Source organism: Arthrobacter sp. BG5 (assembly GCF_056680155.1).
On sequence record NZ_CM155268.1, the window covers coordinates 1211298 to 1228787 of the forward strand.

The following is a 17490-nucleotide window of genomic DNA, read 5'->3' on the forward strand; positions in this document are numbered from 1 at the left end:
CAAGATCTGTTTTAGAGCTCGTCGTCGCTGAAAGCGGCGTCGTCCTCTTCGATGGCTGCGGCGCGGGCTGCAAGATCGAAACCGGGAGGGGAGTCCTTGAGGGACAGACCCAGTTCAACGAGCTTTGCCTTGACCTCGTCGATGGACTTCGCACCGAAGTTACGGATGTCCATCAGGTCAGCCTCGGAGCGGGCAACGAGTTCACCCACGGTGTGGATGCCCTCACGCTTGAGGCAGTTGTAGGAACGGACGGTGAGGTCCAGATCCTCGATCGGCAGGGCCATGTCTGCTGCCAGGGCAGCATCCGTCGGCGACGGGCCAATCTCGATACCTTCAGCTGCGGTGTTCAGCTCGCGGGCCAGACCGAACAGTTCCACCAGAGTGGTACCTGCCGAAGCGACCGCGTCGCGCGGGGCGATGGCCTGCTTGGTCTCGACGTCAACAATGAGCTTGTCGAAGTCAGTGCGCTGCTCAACACGGGTAGCTTCCACGCGGAAAGTAACCTTCAGCACCGGCGAGTAGATCGAGTCGACCGGGATGCGGCCGATCTCGGAGTCGCCGGACTTGTTCTGAGCTGCCGAAACGTAGCCGCGGCCGCGCTCGATGGTCAGTTCGAGTTCGAACTTGCCCTTCGAGTTCAGCGTGGCAATGTGCAGATCCGGGTTGTGGAATTCGACGCCGGCCGGCGGAGCGATGTCCGCGGCGGTGACGACTCCCGGGCCCTGCTTGCGCAGGTAAGCAACAACCGGCTCATCGTGCTCAGACGAGACCGACAGGTTCTTGATGTTCAGGATGATCTCGGTGACATCTTCCTTGACACCCGGAACCGTGGTGAACTCGTGCAGCACGCCATCAATCCGGATGCTCGTGACAGAGGCACCGGGGATGGAGGAGAGCAGGGTACGGCGGAGGGAGTTTCCGAGGGTGTAACCGAAGCCCGGCTCCAGCGGTTCAATGATGAAACGGGAGCGGTTATCGGAGACGACCTCTTCGGAGAGGGTGGGGCGCTGTGCAATGAGCACTTAGGTTTCCTTTCGGCGAGCATCCGCTATATGACGCAACACAGGTGGTGGAAAGATCGGTCTAATGACTTAACGCGGCTGGGCCTGCCCGGACCGGTAAGGGTCCGGGCAAGCTCCGGCTAAGAATTAGACGCGGCGGCGCTTCGGCGGGCGGCAGCCGTTGTGCGCGCTGGGGGTTACGTCCTGGATGGACCCAACCTCGAGGCCAGCGGCCTGCAGTGAACGGATGGCGGTCTCGCGTCCGGATCCCGGTCCCTTGACGAATACGTCAACCTTGCGCATGCCGTGCTCCTGTGCACGCTTTGCGGCGGCTTCGGCGGCCATCTGGGCAGCGAACGGGGTGGACTTACGGGAGCCCTTGAAGCCAACCTCACCGGACGAAGCCCAGGAGATGACAGCACCGTTCGGATCCGTGATGGAAACGATGGTGTTGTTAAAGGTGCTCTTGATGTGCGCCTGGCCCAGCGCGATATTCTTCTTGTCCTTCTTACGCGGCTTGCGAACCGCGCCACGAGTCTTCGGGGGCATTATTTCTCCTACAGAAAGTTATTGGGGGAAGCCGAGCTAATCCCGAGGGATTTAGCGGGCCTTCTTCTTGCCTGCGACGGTGCGCTTCGGACCCTTGCGGGTACGGGCGTTGGTCTTGGTGCGCTGTCCGCGCACTGGCAGGCCCTTGCGGTGGCGAATACCTTCGTAGCTGCCGATCTCAACCTTGCGGCGGATGTCAGCGGCCACTTCGCGGCGAAGGTCACCCTCAACCTTGTAGTTGCCTTCAATGTAGTCACGCAGCTGAACCAGTTCGGCGTCAGTCAGGTCCTTGACCCGGACGTCAGCGCTGATGCCGGTGGCAGTCAGGGTTTCGTGTGCACGGGTCTTGCCCACGCCGTAGATGTAAGTAAGCGCAATTTCCAGCCGCTTTTCGCGGGGAATGTCTACGCCAGCGAGACGAGCCATAGTGGCAGTGCTCCTTGAATAAACCGGAGGTCGTAGGCAGTACACCCGTACAATCCGTACGGCCCCAGCCTCCGACCGGGGGTTAGCTGTCCGGACTCGTTGTTGCTCAGTGTCCCAGATCAGCTTGTGCTGCCTTTTATTTACTTGCGTGGGTTAGCAACCCAGGGTTTCCCGTGAAGGAAATTAGCCCTGGCGCTGCTTGTGGCGCGGGTTCTCGCAGATCACCATGACCCGGCCATTACGGCGGATCACTTTGCACTTTTCGCAGATCTGCTTAACGCTCGGCTTGACCTTCATGGCGTTCCTTTGCGTGTTGCAGTTGGTCAGCTGGACCGGCCCGTAGCTAGTGCCTTGGCCGGCCAGTGTTTACTTGTAGCGGTAGACGATACGACCACGTGTCAGGTCGTACGGGCTCAGCTCCACCACTACCCGGTCCTCAGGGAGAATCCTGATGTAGTGCTGGCGCATCTTTCCAGAGATGTGTGCCAGAACGATGTGCTTGTTGGTGAGCTCAACGCGAAACATCGCGTTAGGCAGCGCCTCGGTCACAACGCCCTCGATCTCAATGACCCCGTCCTTCTTGGCCATACCCTCCGCTAACTGTTGTTGCCACAGCCCCTCCGGCTTGCACCGGCGATCACTGCGGACGTTTTTTGATTGCTTGGCTGAAGCCTCTGGCCCTCAAAAGGGCACAACAGGGCAGACAACCAACAGTCAACACTACGGCATTGCGGGCCGAATGTTAAATCCAGCCATGCTAGCGCACTCCGTCCCCGTATGCACGAAACCGCCCCACCGGGGTCTCCACCTCCGCCGCTGCCGCGATCCCGTCCAGGATGGCCAGCCGGACGACGTCGGCTGCCGCGCTCTGCAGGGTAATCAGGCTCAGCTGCCGCGCGGCGTCGGTACTGCGATCCAGCGCGACAGCCCCCGTCGCCAGGCAGAAGACAGTGTCGCCGTCGGCCAGCGTATGGCTGGGATTCAGGGCCCGGGCCAGGCCGGCGTGCGAGGCCGACGCCGTGCGCTTGCACTCGGCCTTGTCCAGGACCGCGTTCGTTGCGACGACGACGAGGGTCGTATTGAGGGGCGGCGCATCCTGCTCGGCGGGCGGCGCATCCGAAACCCTCTGACCAGCGTCCGGGGCGGCTTTCGCCGCAGCGACCGAAACCCTCTGCGTGCTCGCTCGTTCCTCGCTTAGACGCACGCTGCCGGGTTCCGTCCGCTGCGGCGATGTGCTGAACGGGAGTCCCAGTGCGTTCACTACCGCCAGGGCGCCAACGACCACCCCGTTGTCTAAAGCAATAGACGCGGTGCCGACGCCGCCCTTGTAGTGGCCCCGGCCGATTGCTGCTCCGGTGCCGGCGCCGACGTTGCCTCGTTCGACGTCGTGCCCGTCCTGGCGGGAGGCGGCATCCGCGGTGGCGGCGTAGCCCATGGCGGCGTCGGGGCGGGCGGCGAAGTCGCCGCCGCGGCCCAGATCGAAGATCGCGGCCGCCGGGACGATCGGCACCACACCGCCGGGCACCGCGAAGCCCCTCCCCTGCTCCTCGCACCAGCGCTGGGCGCCATGCGCGGCCGCCAGCCCGAACGCGCTGCCGCCGGTGAGGACCACGGCGTCGACGGCGGTGCTCAGCGTGGTGGGGTCCAGCGCATCGGTTTCGTGCGTTCCGGGGCCGCCGCCGCGGACGTCGGCGGAGCCGGCGGTCCCCGGGGGCGGAAGCACCACGGTGACGCCGCTCAGCCAGCCGGCCCCGGTCCGGGACGCATGGCCAACGCGGATTCCGGGCACGTCTGTAATCGCTGTCATGGCTCCATTGTGCGCCGCGCTTCCGGGCGATACCCGGCGGCGATGTCCGCGGCGGCAGGCGAACTTTGTGGAATACTGCAACCAACAATAGGTAAACGGGCAAGGAAGCCTGACATAACAAAGCTCTGACGAGGCCTTGTGCGGGGTTCCGCCCACCAGCAGTGTGGTGAAGTGTTGTTGATCCCCCGCCCAACTGCCTGCCACTGGCAGGCCTGGATCCGTTAGAGACTCCTATGACTAGACAATTGACTGACCGTCCTGCGGCTACCGCCCGGACGGTCACGCCGGGCCGGCGCAGGGGACGCTGGTCCGCCCGGACCCGCAGGGACTTCATCGTGTTCCTTGCGCTGGCCCTGCCGAACCTGGCGTTGATAGCGGTGTTCACCTACCTCCCGCTCATCAACAACATCTACTACTCCACGCTGGACTGGACGCTGGGCTCCGCCTCCGCCACGGTTGTCGGCTTCGACAATTACATCAACTTCTTCACCAGCGCGGATGCCCCCAAGGTGCTGGGGACCACGGCCGTCTTTACCCTCATCACGGTGGGCGGCTCCATGGTCCTGGGACTGCTGGTGGCCCTCGCGCTGAACTCCAAGGTCCGCGGCACCACCTTCGCCCGGTCCGCTGTCTTCGCCCCCTACGTCCTCAGCGGGGTCGGCGTCGGGCTGGTCTGGCTGTTCATCTTCGACCCCGGCTACGGCGTGCTGTCCTGGCTGCTCCGCGGGATCGGCCAGCAGAGCCCGCAATGGATCAATGACCCCCAGCTCTCCCTGGTCATGGTGATCATCGTCTACGTCTGGAAGAACCTCGGCTACTGCGCCGTCGTCTACCTCGCCGGCCTGCAGTCACTGCCGCAAGACGTCATGGAAGCCGCCTCGCTGGACGGCGCCAACGGGTTCCGCCGCTTTATCAGCATGTCCGTCCCGCTGCTGTCCCCCACCACTTTTTTCCTGCTCATCACCACCATGCTGAGCTCCCTGCAGGCGTTCGACCTGATCCGGATTATGACCCCGCTGGGCAACGGCACATCCACCCTGATCTACGAGGCCTACCTGCAGGCCTTCGGCGCCTTCAACCGCGCCGGCTACTCGGCGTCCATCTCCGTGGTCCTCTTCGCGATCCTCCTGATCATTACCGTGCTGCAGGTGCGGTTCGTAGAACGGAAGGTGCACTACTCGTGAGCACTCTCTCCCCCGTCAACCCGGATCCGGCCGCCAATGCCGGACCCGTCGCCGGCCCCGAGGCTCCGCTGCAGCGCCAGCGGCCGTTTTCCCGCGCCAACCTGATCCAGACCATCGCCGGTGGCTACGTCCCGCTCATCCTCGCCACCCTCGTGGTGGTCCTTCCGCTGCTCTGGATGGTGCTGAGTTCTTTCAAGCAGCCCGGCGAGATCGTCACGATGGACCTGAAAATCCTGCCGGAAAGCGTGAACCTGGACAACTATCACGTCGCGATGACCACGGTGCCGTTCGCCCGGTTCTTCATGAACAGCCTAATCGTCACCACCGTGGGCGCCACCGTGAAGGTCATCCTGGCCATCCTCACGGCCTACGCCCTGGTCTTTGTCCGCTTTCCCTTCAAGAACGTCATTTTCATTGTCATCCTGGTCGCCCTCATGGTGCCGCCGCAGGTCTCCATCCTGCCCAACTACATCCTGATCGCGGGCATGGGCGGGAAGAACACCCTGTGGGGCATCATCCTCCCGGGGCTGGGCACCGCGTTCGGCACGTTCCTGCTGCGCCAGCACTTCATGACGCTCCCCGGCTCCATCCTGGAGGCGGCCGAGATCGACGGCGCCGGGCACTGGCGGCGGCTCTGGCAGGTCGTCGTCCCGGTCTCCGGCCCCTCCATTGCGACCGTCGCGCTGGTCACCGTGGTGAGCGAATGGAATGACTACATTTGGCCGCTCATCATCACCGACCGGCCGGAGACCATGACGCTGCCCGTGGGCCTGACCCTCCTGCAGAACTCGGAAGGCAACGGCTCCGGCTGGGGCATCCTGATGGCCGGCGCGGTCCTGGTGATCGTTCCGATCCTGCTGGTCTTCGCTGCACTGCAGCGCTACATCGTGGCCGGCCTCACGCAGGGCAGCGTCACCGGGTGACGCCGCCGCTGAGGCATCAGGCCGACGGCCCCGAAGCATCCCAACATCACAACGAGTCACCACTTCTGAGAGGATCCACCATGGCAATTAATCTTGACCGCAGACACTTCCTTGGCCTGGCCGGCGCGGGCGCAGGAGCCGCGGCCCTGGCGGCCTGCGGCGGCCCTTCCACGGGAGGCGGCGCCGCGGCCACAGGCACGGCGGACATTGACTTCAGCGGCGTAAAGCCTGCCTCGTCCATCGATTTCTGGACCAACCACCCGGGCAAGTCCCAGGAGGTTGAAAAGGCGATCATCGAAAAGTTCCAGGCGAAGTTCCCGGAGATCAAGGTCAACCTGATCACCGCTGGGGCCAACTACGAGGAAATCGCGCAGAAGTTCCAGACGTCCCAGGCCGCGAAGTCGGCCCTGCCCGGCCTCGTGGTGCTCTCCGATGTCTGGTGGTTCCGGTACTTCACCAACGGCAACATCATCCCGCTCAACAGCCTGATCAAGCAGCTGGACATCAAGGTAGACGACTTCCAGAAGTCGCTCGTCGCGGACTACCAGTACGCCGACAAGCAGTGGGCGCTCCCCTACGGCCGCTCCACCCCGCTGTTCTACTACAACAAGGACCACTTCAAGGCCGCCGGCCTGCCGGACCGGGCACCGAAGACCTGGCAGGAGTTCGGCGAGTGGGCCCCGAAGCTCAAAGCGAGCTCCGGCGCGCAGTACGCCTACATCTACCCGGCGCTGGCCGGCTACGCCGGCTGGACCCTGCAGAACAATCTCTGGGGCTGGGGCGGCAGCTGGTCCAACGAGTGGACCGTCAACTGTGATTCCCCCGAGTCGGTGGAGGCTCTCCAGTGGGCCCAGGATTCGATCTACAAGGACAAGTGGGCCGGTGTTTCCTCCAAGGAGGCCGCGGACGACTTCGCCGCCGGAATCACCTCCACCACGATCGCCTCCACCGGTTCGCTGCTGGGTGTGCTCAGCTCGGCCAAGTTCAACGTCGGCGTCGGCTTCCTGCCCGGAGGCCCCAAGAATGAAAGCGGTGTCTGCCCCACCGGCGGCGCCGGGCTGGGCATCCCCAGCGGTGTCAGCAAGGAGGTCCAGCTCGCTGCGGCGACCTTCCTGAAGTTCATGACCGAGCCGGAGAACACGGCAGCGTTCTCCGCCGCCACCGGCTACATGCCGACCCGGACCTCCGCCGACATGACCGCGGTGCTCGCCAAGACTCCGCAAATCAAGACGGCCATCGACCAGCTCGCGGTCACCCGGGTCCAGGACAACGCCCGGGTGTTCCTGCCGGGCGCGGACCAGGAGATGGCCAAGGCGGCCGCGGCGATCCTCACCCAGCAGGGCGACGTCAAAGCCACCATGACCACGCTCAAGGGCACCCTTGAGGGCATCTACAACAAGGACGTGAAACCGAAGCTCAAGAGCTGACGCTGCGGCTCCTGCCTGAGGATACGACAAATCCCTGGCGACGCTGGAATACCAGCGTCGCCAGGGATTTGTCGTATCGCGGGCGGTTAAGCGCATCGCTGGCCCCGCGGAACAAACGCTTAGGGAATCGGGACGGGTACGACGCCGAGCGGCGCGAGCTTCGCGGCGCCCCCGTCCGGCGCGGAGAGCACCCAGATGCCCTTCTCGTGCACCGCGACGGAGTGCTCCCACTGGCAGGAGCGCTTCCCGTCGGTGGTGACCACGGTCCAGTCGTCGTCGAGGGTGACGGTTTCGATGCCGCCGCGGACCAGCATGGGTTCGATCGCCAGGCACAGCCCGGGACGGATCTTGGGTCCGCGGTGGCCCGTACGGTAATTCAGCACGTCCGGCGCCATGTGCATCTCGGAGCCGATGCCGTGGCCCACGTAGTCCTCCAGGATGCCCAGCGGTTTGCCCGGCACCGAGGACACGTAATCGTCCACGGCGTTGCCGATGTCGCCGACGAACTTCCCGGTGGCCAGGGCCGCGATGCCGTGCCACATGGCCGCCTCGGTGACGTCGGAGAGCCGCTGGTCCTCCGGGTCGGCCGTCCCGACAATGACGGTTCGGGCCGAGTCTGAGTGCCAGCCGTCCACGATCGCGCCGCCGTCGATCGAGATGATGTCCCCGTCCTGCAGGACGCGGTCGCCCGGGATGCCGTGCACCACTTCCTCGTTGACCGAGGTGCAGATGGTGGCCGGGAAGCCGTGGTAGCCGAGGAAGTTGGACTTCGCTCCGGCGTCCTGCAGCACGCCGGCGAACACGGCGTCGAGGTCGCGGGTGGTCACTCCGGGGACGGCGGCCGCCACGGCGGCGTCGAGCGTGCGGCTCAGCACCAGTCCGGCTTCATGCATGGTGCGCATCTGGGCGTTGGTCTTGTATTCAATGCGGGGCTGGCCAAATGCCATCCTCAGCGTCCTTTCGGTGGTGCCGCGCGGCCCGGTGACGGGTGTGCGGACAAATGGCTGAGGCTCCTCCCGGCAGTGCGGGAGGAGCCTCGGTAGTCACGGGCCTGGATCAGGCGGACTGTGCCGCTTTGATGGCCTGCATCACGCGGTCGGTAACCTCGTCGATGCCGCCGATGCCGTCGACCTGGGTGAGGATGCCGCGGTCGGCATACTTGGCCACCACGGCTTCCGTCTGGCCGTGGTAGAGGTCCAGCCGGTGCCGGATGACGGCTTCGTTGTCGTCGCTGCGTCCGGTGTCCTTCGCGCGGCCCAGCAGGCGGGTGACGAGTTCCTCATCGTCGGCCGTGAGCTGCAGGACGACGTCGAGCTTCTGGTCGCCGTCGGCGAGGATCGCATCGAGGTAGTCCACCTGCGCGGTGGTCCGCGGGTAACCGTCCAGCAGGAAGCCGGCTTCGACGTCGGACTCGGTGAGGCGGTCCCGGACCATCTTGTTGGTCACGCTGTCCGGGACGAAGTCGCCCGCGTCCATGTACTTCTTGGCTTCGATGCCGAGCGGCGTCTCACCCTTGACGTTGGCACGGAAGATGTCGCCGGTGGAGATCGCAACAACGCCGAGGCGCTCCGAAATACGTTCCGCCTGTGTCCCTTTGCCGGAACCGGGAGGTCCGATAATCAACATTCTCGTCATCGCAAAAGCCCTTCGTAGTGACGCTGCTGTAGCTGCGCATCAATCTGCTTGACGGTCTCCAAACCTACGCCCACCATGATCAGGATCGAGGTGCCGCCGAACGGGAAGTTCTGGTTGGCGTTGATCAGGACCAAGGCAATCAGCGGGATCAGGGCCACAAGGCCCAGGTAGATCGCGCCGGGCAAAGTGATCCTGGAAAGCACATACTGCAGGTAATCCGCGGTCGGCTTGCCGGCACGGATACCCGGAATGAAGCCGCCGTACTTCTTCATGTTGTCAGAAACTTCCTCAGGGTTGAAAGTGATCGCAACATAGAAGTAAGTGAAGAACACAATCATGGCGAAGTACAGGGCCATGTAGATGGGGTGGTCACCGCGGGTCAGGTTGTTGTTGATCCACTCGACCCAGGGAGCCACGGGCTCGCCCGGCTTGGGCTGGTTGAACTGTGAGATCAGACCCGGCAGGTACAGCATCGAAGAGGCAAAGATGACGGGCACGACGCCGGCCATGTTCACCTTGATGGGGATGTAGGTGCTGGTGCCGCCCACGGTGCGGCGGCCGATCATGCGCTTGGCGTACTGCACCGGGATGCGGCGCTGGGACTGCTCAACGAAGACAACCAGCGCCACCGTCAGCAGGCCGATGACCAGGACCATAAAGAAGGTGCCCGGGCCCTGGGCGCTCCAGATGGCGCCGAGGGAGGTGGGGAAGCCTGCGGCAATCGACGTGAAGATGAGCAGCGACATGCCGTTGCCCACGCCCTTCTCGGTCACGAGCTCGCCCATCCACATGATCAGGCCGGTTCCGGCCGTCAGGGTGATGATGATCAGGATCGTGGTGATGATGCTGGAGTCCGGGATGATCGGCAGCTGGCAGTTCGGCAGCAGCTGGCCGGAGCGCGCCAGCGACACCAGCGTCGTGGCGTTCAGCAGGCCCAGGGCGATCGTCAGGTACCGGGTGTACTGCGTCAGCTTGGACTGGCCCGAGGCGCCCTCGTCGTAGAGCTGCTGGAACCGGGGAATGACCACGCGGAGCAGCTGGACGATGATGCTTGCCGTGATGTACGGCATGATCCCGAGCGCGAAGATTGAGACCTGCAGCAATGCACCGCCGCTGAACAGGTTGACGAGCTGGTAGATCCCGCCCGAGGTCTGACCGTTCTGCAAGCATTGCTGGACATTCTGGTAGTTCACACCAGGCGAGGGGATGAAGGCACCCAAGCGGAAGATTGTGATGATTCCCAGCGTGAACAACAACTTGCGTCGCAGATCAGGCGTGCGAAAGGCCCGGCCAAATGCGCTAAGCAAGCGTCCTCCTGAGTAATAAGTAAAGTCGTGTGAGATAGGTCAAATAAACCCAACAACCGAGTCTAACGGGTGGATGTGCCCGGCGAACAATCGGCATCGCCCGGAAAATGAAAAAACTCCCGGCACCGGGGGCCTGAGCCCCACGGTGCCGGGAGTTTCAACAACGGGCGAGTGCCCCGCCGCCTCGTTAGAGGGCGGTGGTGCTTCCGCCTGCTGCGGCAATCTTTTCTGCGGCGCTGGCCGAGAATGCGTGGACGGTGACGTCAACCTTGACGGTGATGTCGCCGGTGCCCAGCACCTTGACGGGCTGGTTCTTGCGAACGGCACCCTTTTCGACCAGGTTCTCCACGGTGACTGCGCCACCTTCCGGGAACAGCTCGTTGAGCTTGTCCAGGTTTACAACCTGGTACTCAACCCGGAACGGGTTCTTGAAGCCGCGCAGCTTCGGCAGGCGCATGTGCAGCGGCAGCTGGCCGCCGGCAAAGCCAGCCTTGATCTGGTAGCGGGCCTTCGTACCCTTGGTACCGCGACCGGCGGTCTTACCCTTGGAACCTTCACCACGACCAACGCGGGTCTTGGCGGTCTTGGCACCCGGGGCGGGACGCAGGTGGTGAACCTTCAGTGCGTTCTGCTTCTCAGCAGCGGCGCCCTGTGCCTTCTCGGCGGTGTTCTTCTCTGCCATTTACTTCGCCTCCTCTACCTTTACCAGGTGCGGAACCGTGTTGAGCATTCCGACGGTCACGGCATCGGCGGTGCGGACAACGGTGTGTCCGATCCGCTTCAGGCCGAGGGACCGAAGGGTGTCGCGCTGGTTCTGCTTGCCGCCAATGGCGGACTTGATCTGAGTGATCTCCAACTGAGCGTCGGAGGGAATCAGGTTCTTAGCCATGACTCAGACACCTGCCTTCTGGTTCAGGATCGCCTTCACCATTGCCGGCGGAGCGATCTCGTCGAGCGGGAGGCCGCGGCGTGCTGCCACTGCTGCCGGCTCTTCGAGGCGCTTCAGTGCATCAACGGTCGCGTGGACGATGTTGATGGCGTTGGAGGAACCGAGCGACTTGGAGAGGATGTCGTGGATGCCCACGCACTCCAGTACTGCACGGACCGGACCGCCGGCGATAACACCGGTACCGGCGGAAGCCGGACGCAGCATAACAACGCCTGCGGCGGCCTCACCCTGAACGCGGTGCGGGATGGTGCTGCCGATGCGCGGAACGCGGAAGAAGGACTTCTTGGCCTCTTCAACGCCCTTCGCAATGGCGGCGGGAACTTCCTTGGCCTTGCCGTAGCCGACGCCGACCATACCGTTGCCGTCACCGACGACGACGAGGGCGGTGAAGCTGAAGCGACGACCACCCTTGACGACCTTGGAAACACGGTTGATGGTTACGACGCGCTCTACGAACTGGCTCTTCTCGGCTTCGCGGCCGCCGTCGCGGCCACCACGGCCACCACGGTCGCCACGGCCCTGGCCGCGGTCGCCACGCTCGCCACGACGGGCGCCACCACGGCGGTCGTCAGTGGTAGCAGGCGCAGCGGTCTCAGCTGCCGGAGCAGCTACAGCTTCAGTCACCTGAATGTCCTTTTCGTTATTTTCGGTCACAGTGCCAGCCCACCTTCACGTGCGCCGTCAGCGACGGCGGCGATCCGGCCGTGGTACTTGTTACCACCGCGGTCGAAGACAACAGCTTCGATCCCTGCAGCCTTGGCGCGCTCGGCAACGAGCTCGCCAACGCGCTTGGCCTTGGCGGTCTTGTCACCGTCGAATGCACGAAGATCGGCTTCCAGAGTGGACGCGCTCGCTACGGTCAGGCCCTTGGTGTCGTCGACAACCTGGACGAATACGTGGCGTGCGGAACGGTTGACGACCAGACGCGGACGTACAGCCGTACCGGAGATGCGCTTGCGGATACGAAGCTGGCGGCGGCTGCGCTGGGCAGACTTGCTCTTGTTCGTACGCTTCTTGTTAATTGCGATGGCCATGGTTACTTACCAGCCTTTCCGACCTTGCGGCGGATGACTTCGCCGGCGTAGCGGATGCCCTTGCCCTTATAGGGGTCCGGCTTCCGCAGCTTGCGAATGTTGGCAGCAACCTCGCCGACCTGCTGCTTGGAAATACCTGAAACAGAGAGCTTGGTCGGGGTCTCAACTGCAAAGGTGATGCCGTTCGGCGCCGAGACGCTAACCGGGTGGCTGTAGCCCAGAGCGAACTCCAGGTCAGAACCCTTGGCCTGGACGCGGTAACCGGTACCGACAATCTCAAGCTTCTTCTCGTAGCCTGCGGTAACGCCCTGGATCATGTTGGCGATCAGGGTGCGGGTCAGGCCGTGCAGCGAACGGGAGGCGCGCTCGTCGTTCGGGCGGGCGACAGTCAGGGTGCCATCTTCCAGGGTGACCTCGATCGGGCTGGCCACAGTGTGGCTCAGCTCGCCCTTGGAACCCTTGACGCTGACGACAGAGCCGTCAACCTTGACCTCAACGCCGGCAGGAACGGTGATGGGGAGACGTCCAATACGTGACATTATTCTCTTCCTTTCCCGTTACCAGACGTAAGCGAGGACTTCGCCGCCCACGCCCTTCTTGCCGGCCTGCTTGTCAGTCAGGAGGCCGGAAGAGGTGGACAGGATTGCGATACCCAGGCCACCCAGCACGTGCGGCAGGTTGGTGGACTTTGCGTAAACGCGCAGTCCCGGCTTGGAAATACGACGAACACCAGCGATGGAACGCTCGCGGTTCGGACCGAACTTGAGCTCGAGGGTCAGCTTCTTGCCGACCTCCGCGTCTTCTTCCTTCCAGGAGGCGATGAAGCCTTCTGCCTTCAGGATGTCAGCAACGCGTGCCTTGAGCTTGCTGTAAGGCATAGACACGGAATCGTGGTATGCCGAGTTTGCATTGCGCAGACGCGTAAGCATATCTGCGACAGGATCTGTCATAGTCATGTGGGCTCTTGCCCTTCCTCATAACGGTTTCCGCTGTCCTGGCAACAGAGCCAGTCAGCCGGACCTTTTACGTAGCTAGATTAATCTTCGGTCTTGAACGGGAAGCCAAGCGCCTTGAGCAGCGCGCGGCCTTCGTCGTCGGTCTTGGCAGTGGTCACGACGGTGATGTCCATACCGCGAACGCGGTCAATGGAATCCTGGTCGATCTCGTGGAACATAACCTGCTCGGTCAGACCGAAGGTGTAGTTGCCGTTGCCGTCGAACTGCTTGCCGCTGAGGCCCCGGAAGTCGCGGATACGCGGCAGTGCCAGCGTGACCAGACGGTCCAGGAATTCCCACATGCGGTCGCCACGCAGAGTTGCGTGCGCACCGATCGGCATGCCTTCGCGCAGCTTGAACTGTGCGATCGACTTGCGGGCCTTGGTTACCTGCGGCTTCTGGCCGGTGATCAGGGTCAGATCGCGGACAGCGCCGTCGATCAGCTTGGAGTCCTTGGCGGCATCTCCAACACCCATGTTCACAACGACCTTCACCAGACGGGGAACCTGGTTGACGTTCTCGTACTTGAATTCCTCAACGAGCGAGCTCTTGATGGAATCCGCGTACTTGGTCTTCAGACGAGGAACGATCTTGCTTGCCGGAGTCTCGAGAGTCTCAGTCATTAGATGTCCTTCCCTGAGCTCTTGGCCACGCGGACACGCACTTCACGCTTCACGCCATCGCGCTCAACGGTCTCGGTGCGGAAACCGACGCGGGTGGGCTTCTTGGTGGAGGGGTCAACCAGAGCCACGTTGGAGATGTGGATTGAAGCCTCAACGACCTCGATGCCACCGGTCTTGGTGCCGCGCTGCGACTGACCGACCTTGGTGTGCTTGGTTACGCGGTTAATGCCTTCGACCAACACGCGGTTGGTCTCCGGGAATACGCGCAGAACCTTGCCCTGCTTGCCGCGGTCGCCGCCGCGCTCAGCCTTGGCGCCAGTGATGACCTGAACGAGGTCACCCTTTTTGATCTTAGCCATGGACTAAAGCACCTCCGGAGCCAGAGAAACGATCTTCATGAACTTCTTATCGCGAAGTTCACGACCAACCGGTCCGAAGATACGGGTACCGCGGGGGTCACCGTCGTTCTTCAGGATCACAGCTGCGTTCTCGTCAAACTTGATGTAGGAACCATCCGCACGGCGGCGTTCCTTCTTGGTACGGACGATGACAGCCTTGACGACGTCGCCCTTCTTTACATTGCCGCCCGGAATTGCGTCCTTGACGGTAGCGACGATCACGTCGCCAATGCCTGCGTAGCGACGGCCAGATCCACCGAGAACGCGAATGGTAAGGATTTCCTTAGCACCCGTGTTGTCGGCGACCTTGAGTCGCGACTCCTGCTGAATCACTATTTACTCCTTGCGTCGCGCCGGTTCTCAGACCGAAAATCTTCCTACGGAATGAGCCTTGCGGAACGGTTGATCGGGGTGTCTCTTGACCTGCCTGGATTTTGCCAGACCAGGCCTAAACGCCCGTGCCAAAAACAGTTGCTTCCCGGGCGCGCGGAGCGCGAGGGGGCACTATGCCGTGGCACGATTGTTTACGAGGTTGATGATGACGCACGAAAGGCGCCATACAAACTCAAAATCTTAGCACGTTTCCGCCGTATCCCCATATCACAGCTCCCGGTCCCCCGCCGGCCAACGGCACGACGTCGGACCCGCACCACCGACGCTCCCTCACCTACGGCGCACAGACCCCCAACGCTCCCTCAGTTACGGCGCGCAAACCCCCAACGCTCCCTCAGTTACGGCGTGCAAACCCCCAACGCTCCCTCAGATCCTGCAGGTCCTCATGCAGGATCTGAGGGAGCGTCCCCCTGAAACGTGCCAGAAGGGAGGGAGCGTCCCCCTAGAGGGCGCCAGAAGTGAGGGAGCGTCCGCCCATTCCCGGGAACGAGGAAACCCCCGCTCCCAGGAGGGAACGGGGGTTTCGGCGCAGATCCCCTTGCGGGGCAGCTGCAGGTGTTACTTGGCCTTCTCGAGGATCTCCACCAGGCGCCACCGCTTGGTGGCGGACAGCGGGCGGGTCTCGGCGAGGAGAACGAGGTCGCCGATGCCGGCGGAGTTCTCTTCGTCGTGAGCCTTGATCTTCGTGTTGCGGCGCATGACCTTGCCGTAAAGGGCGTGCTTCACGCGGTCTTCGACCTGGACAACGATGGTCTTTTCCATCTTGTCCGAGACGACGTAGCCGCGCTTCGTCTTACGGTAACCGCGCTCGTCAGCCTTGGGTGCGTCGGAAACAGTTTCCGTCACGTTCTCGTCCTTTTCACTCACTTGGCATCCTCCTCGGTCTCAACCGTTTCAGCCTTGTCAGCCTTCTTGGTTGCAGCCTTCTTGGACTTCTTTTCTTCCTTGGCTTCCACAACCGGTGCGGCAACCTCGGCACGAATGCCCAGCTCGCGCTCACGGAGAACGGTGTAGATGCGTGCGATGTCCTTCTTTACCGCGCGCAGACGACCGTGGTTCTCCAGCTGTCCGGTGGCGGACTGGAAACGCAGGTTGAACAGCTCTTCCTTGGCCTTGCGGAGTTCTTCAACGAGACGCTCGTTGTCGAAACCGTCCAGCTGTGCGGATGCAAGTTCCTTGGATCCTACTGCCATTTCTACTCACCACCTTCGCGACGCACAATGCGTGCCTTCAACGGCAGCTTGTGGATTGCCAGGCGCAGGGCCTCGCGAGCTACCTCTTCACTGACACCGGAGAGTTCGAAGAGAACCCGGCCCGGCTTGACGTTTGAGACCCACCATTCCGGAGAACCCTTACCGGAACCCATGCGGGTTTCGGCCGGCTTCTTCGTCAGCGGACGGTCCGGGTAGATGTTGATCCAGACCTTGCCGCCACGCTTAATGTGGCGGGTCATCGCGATACGGGCAGATTCGATCTGACGGTTGGTGACGTAGGCCGGGCTCAGAGCCTGGATACCCCACTCACCGAACGAGACCTCGGTACCGCCCGTGGCAGCGCCGGAACGACCCGGGTGGTGCTGCTTACGGTGCTTTACTCGACGCGGGATAAGCATTTAAGCCTGTCCTCCTTCTACTGCCGGTGCAGCTGCTTCGACAGCCGGAGCTTCGGCAGCAGCGGGTGCAGCCTCGGCCGGGCGGTCGTTACGACGACGGCGGTCACCGCGGTCAGCGCCGCCGGGGCGGCCCGGACGATCGCTGGCACCACGGCCGCGGGACGGAGCAGCAGCTGCCTGCTGAGCCAGTTCCTTGGCGGTGACGTCACCCTTGTAGATCCAGACCTTCACGCCGATGCGGCCGAAGGTGGTCTTGGCCTCGTAGAAGCCGTAGTCGATGTTCGCGCGGAGGGTGTGCAGGGGCACACGGCCTTCGCGGTAGAACTCCGAGCGGGACATTTCTGCGCCACCCAGTCGACCCGAGCAAGCGATACGGATGCCCTTGGCACCGGCACGCTGTGCGGACTGCATTGCCTTCTTCATCGCACGGCGGAAAGCCACGCGGGAAGTCAGCTGCTCTGCAACGCCCTGGGCAACAAGCTGTGCTTCCATCTCGGGGTTCTTGACCTCGAGGATGTTCAGCTGGACCTGCTTGCCCGTGAGCTTTTCGAGCTCGCCGCGGATGCGGTCTGCTTCGGCGCCGCGGCGGCCGATGACGATGCCCGGACGTGCCGTGTGGATATCCACGCGGACACGGTCGCGGGTGCGCTCGATCTCGACCTTGGCGATGCCGGCGCGCTCCATGCCCGTGGACATGAGCTGGCGGATGCGGATGTCTTCGCGAACGAAGTCCTTGTACCGCTGGCCGGCCTTGGTGCTGTCGGCGAACCAGTGCGATACGTGATCGGTGGTGATACCGAGTCGGAACCCGTGCGGGTTAACTTTCTGTCCCACTTAGCGAGCCTCCTCTTTCTCCGGGGTAGCGACTACCACGGTGATGTGGCTCGTGCGCTTCTTGATCTGAAATGCACGACCCTGGGCACGCGGCTGGAACCGCTTCATGGTCGGGCCTTCATCAACAAACGCTTCGCTGATGATGAGGTCACCTTCGTCAAACGCCACGCCGTCGCGGTCCGCGAGGACCCGGGCGTTGGAGATTGCCGACTGAACTACCTTGAATACCGGCTCAGAAGCTGCCTGCGGGGCAAACTTCAGAATTGCCAGAGCCTCGTTCGCTTGCTTACCACGAACAAGGTTGACGACGCGCCGGGCCTTCATAGGCGTTACGCGGATGTGACGCGCAATTGCCTTGGCTTCCATTGCTTTCCTTCTCTCGTCTTTGACGTA

General features: G+C 63.0%; 26 protein-coding genes. 3 read left to right on the top strand and 23 right to left on the bottom strand.

Annotation, left to right across the window (positions count from 1 at the left end; all coding sequences use genetic code 11):
- Positions 1–11 precede the first annotated feature (11 nt).
- From AC1MBE_RS05460 to AC1MBE_RS05485, 6 genes are all read right to left on the bottom strand, one after another.
- Complete coding sequence (locus AC1MBE_RS05460) at positions 12–1022, bottom strand: DNA-directed RNA polymerase subunit alpha (RefSeq protein ID WP_024366109.1); 1011 nt, start codon at positions 1020–1022, stop codon at positions 12–14.
- A gap of 126 nt (positions 1023–1148) precedes the next feature.
- Positions 1149–1550 carry a 30S ribosomal protein S11 gene (gene rpsK / locus AC1MBE_RS05465; protein ID WP_018773682.1) on the bottom strand — a complete coding sequence of 134 codons (402 nt, stop codon included), beginning with the start codon at positions 1548–1550 and terminating at the stop codon, positions 1149–1151.
- A gap of 51 nt (positions 1551–1601) precedes the next feature.
- Positions 1602–1976, bottom strand: a complete 375-nt coding sequence (gene rpsM, locus AC1MBE_RS05470; RefSeq protein ID WP_346959871.1) for a 30S ribosomal protein S13 — start codon at positions 1974–1976, stop codon at positions 1602–1604.
- Between the two features lie 183 nt (positions 1977–2159).
- Positions 2160–2273, bottom strand: coding sequence for a 50S ribosomal protein L36 (rpmJ, locus tag AC1MBE_RS05475; protein WP_009358722.1), 114 nt, complete (start codon positions 2271–2273; stop codon positions 2160–2162).
- Between the two features lie 69 nt (positions 2274–2342).
- On the bottom strand, positions 2343–2564 hold the full coding sequence (infA, locus tag AC1MBE_RS05480) for a translation initiation factor IF-1 (protein ID WP_009358723.1): 222 nt from the start codon (positions 2562–2564) through the stop codon (positions 2343–2345).
- A gap of 169 nt (positions 2565–2733) precedes the next feature.
- On the bottom strand, positions 2734–3783 hold the full coding sequence (locus AC1MBE_RS05485; protein WP_479781388.1) for a P1 family peptidase: 1050 nt from the start codon (positions 3781–3783) through the stop codon (positions 2734–2736).
- Positions 3784–4016: 233 nt separating this feature from the next.
- On the opposite strand from AC1MBE_RS05485, the gene AC1MBE_RS05490 reads away from it, so the two are divergent.
- The 3 genes from AC1MBE_RS05490 (at position 4017) to AC1MBE_RS05500 (ending at position 7317) form a co-directional block, all read left to right on the top strand.
- A complete protein-coding gene (locus AC1MBE_RS05490; RefSeq protein WP_479781390.1) occupies positions 4017–4967 on the top strand; it encodes a carbohydrate ABC transporter permease in 951 nt (316 codons plus the stop codon).
- Positions 4964–5890, top strand: coding sequence for a carbohydrate ABC transporter permease (locus AC1MBE_RS05495; RefSeq protein WP_479781392.1), 927 nt, complete (start codon positions 4964–4966; stop codon positions 5888–5890). Before AC1MBE_RS05490 ends, AC1MBE_RS05495 begins: the two co-directional genes overlap by 4 nt.
- 80 nt (positions 5891–5970) lie before the next feature.
- On the top strand, positions 5971–7317 hold the full coding sequence (locus AC1MBE_RS05500; protein WP_479781394.1) for an ABC transporter substrate-binding protein: 1347 nt from the start codon (positions 5971–5973) through the stop codon (positions 7315–7317).
- Positions 7318–7436: 119 nt separating this feature from the next.
- Here AC1MBE_RS05500 and map read toward each other — a convergent pair whose 3' ends face one another.
- From map to rplV, 17 genes are all read right to left on the bottom strand, one after another.
- A complete protein-coding gene (gene map / locus AC1MBE_RS05505) occupies positions 7437–8264 on the bottom strand; it encodes a type I methionyl aminopeptidase (protein WP_479781396.1) in 828 nt (275 codons plus the stop codon).
- A 109-nt stretch (positions 8265–8373) separates the two neighbouring features.
- The gene (locus AC1MBE_RS05510; protein WP_479782490.1) at positions 8374–8943 is read right to left on the bottom strand and encodes an adenylate kinase; all 570 of its coding nucleotides are present in this window, start codon (positions 8941–8943) and stop codon (positions 8374–8376) included.
- Between the two features lie 5 nt (positions 8944–8948).
- Positions 8949–10259, bottom strand: coding sequence for a preprotein translocase subunit SecY (gene secY / locus AC1MBE_RS05515; RefSeq protein ID WP_479781398.1), 1311 nt, complete (start codon positions 10257–10259; stop codon positions 8949–8951).
- A 187-nt stretch (positions 10260–10446) separates the two neighbouring features.
- The gene (gene rplO, locus AC1MBE_RS05520; RefSeq protein ID WP_011692793.1) at positions 10447–10941 is read right to left on the bottom strand and encodes a 50S ribosomal protein L15; all 495 of its coding nucleotides are present in this window, start codon (positions 10939–10941) and stop codon (positions 10447–10449) included.
- On the bottom strand, positions 10942–11148 hold the full coding sequence (gene rpmD, locus AC1MBE_RS05525; protein ID WP_056626615.1) for a 50S ribosomal protein L30: 207 nt from the start codon (positions 11146–11148) through the stop codon (positions 10942–10944).
- A 3-nt stretch (positions 11149–11151) separates the two neighbouring features.
- Positions 11152–11832 (bottom strand): 30S ribosomal protein S5, encoded by a 681-nt coding sequence (rpsE, locus tag AC1MBE_RS05530; RefSeq protein WP_479781400.1) that lies wholly within the window; start codon positions 11830–11832, stop codon positions 11152–11154.
- A gap of 26 nt (positions 11833–11858) precedes the next feature.
- Positions 11859–12242, bottom strand: a complete 384-nt coding sequence (rplR, locus tag AC1MBE_RS05535) for a 50S ribosomal protein L18 (protein ID WP_018773674.1) — start codon at positions 12240–12242, stop codon at positions 11859–11861.
- A 2-nt stretch (positions 12243–12244) separates the two neighbouring features.
- A complete protein-coding gene (gene rplF / locus AC1MBE_RS05540; RefSeq protein ID WP_175321177.1) occupies positions 12245–12781 on the bottom strand; it encodes a 50S ribosomal protein L6 in 537 nt (178 codons plus the stop codon).
- A gap of 18 nt (positions 12782–12799) precedes the next feature.
- Positions 12800–13198 carry a 30S ribosomal protein S8 gene (rpsH, locus tag AC1MBE_RS05545; RefSeq protein ID WP_056737814.1) on the bottom strand — a complete coding sequence of 133 codons (399 nt, stop codon included), beginning with the start codon at positions 13196–13198 and terminating at the stop codon, positions 12800–12802.
- An 80-nt stretch (positions 13199–13278) separates the two neighbouring features.
- The gene (rplE, locus tag AC1MBE_RS05550) at positions 13279–13860 is read right to left on the bottom strand and encodes a 50S ribosomal protein L5 (protein ID WP_056425240.1); all 582 of its coding nucleotides are present in this window, start codon (positions 13858–13860) and stop codon (positions 13279–13281) included.
- The gene (rplX, locus tag AC1MBE_RS05555) at positions 13860–14219 is read right to left on the bottom strand and encodes a 50S ribosomal protein L24 (protein ID WP_066436866.1); all 360 of its coding nucleotides are present in this window, start codon (positions 14217–14219) and stop codon (positions 13860–13862) included. The genes rplE and rplX overlap by 1 nt, the downstream gene beginning before the upstream one ends.
- A gap of 3 nt (positions 14220–14222) precedes the next feature.
- Complete coding sequence (gene rplN / locus AC1MBE_RS05560; protein ID WP_003803789.1) at positions 14223–14591, bottom strand: 50S ribosomal protein L14; 369 nt, start codon at positions 14589–14591, stop codon at positions 14223–14225.
- A 618-nt stretch (positions 14592–15209) separates the two neighbouring features.
- The gene (gene rpsQ / locus AC1MBE_RS05565) at positions 15210–15518 is read right to left on the bottom strand and encodes a 30S ribosomal protein S17 (RefSeq protein WP_479781405.1); all 309 of its coding nucleotides are present in this window, start codon (positions 15516–15518) and stop codon (positions 15210–15212) included.
- Complete coding sequence (rpmC, locus tag AC1MBE_RS05570) at positions 15515–15844, bottom strand: 50S ribosomal protein L29 (RefSeq protein WP_011692802.1); 330 nt, start codon at positions 15842–15844, stop codon at positions 15515–15517. The genes rpsQ and rpmC overlap by 4 nt, the downstream gene beginning before the upstream one ends.
- A gap of 2 nt (positions 15845–15846) precedes the next feature.
- The gene (gene rplP, locus AC1MBE_RS05575; protein WP_138768571.1) at positions 15847–16263 is read right to left on the bottom strand and encodes a 50S ribosomal protein L16; all 417 of its coding nucleotides are present in this window, start codon (positions 16261–16263) and stop codon (positions 15847–15849) included.
- Complete coding sequence (rpsC, locus tag AC1MBE_RS05580; RefSeq protein ID WP_479781407.1) at positions 16264–17097, bottom strand: 30S ribosomal protein S3; 834 nt, start codon at positions 17095–17097, stop codon at positions 16264–16266.
- On the bottom strand, positions 17098–17463 hold the full coding sequence (rplV, locus tag AC1MBE_RS05585; RefSeq protein WP_003803798.1) for a 50S ribosomal protein L22: 366 nt from the start codon (positions 17461–17463) through the stop codon (positions 17098–17100). It lies immediately after the preceding gene.
- Between the last annotated feature and the right edge of the window lie 27 nt (positions 17464–17490).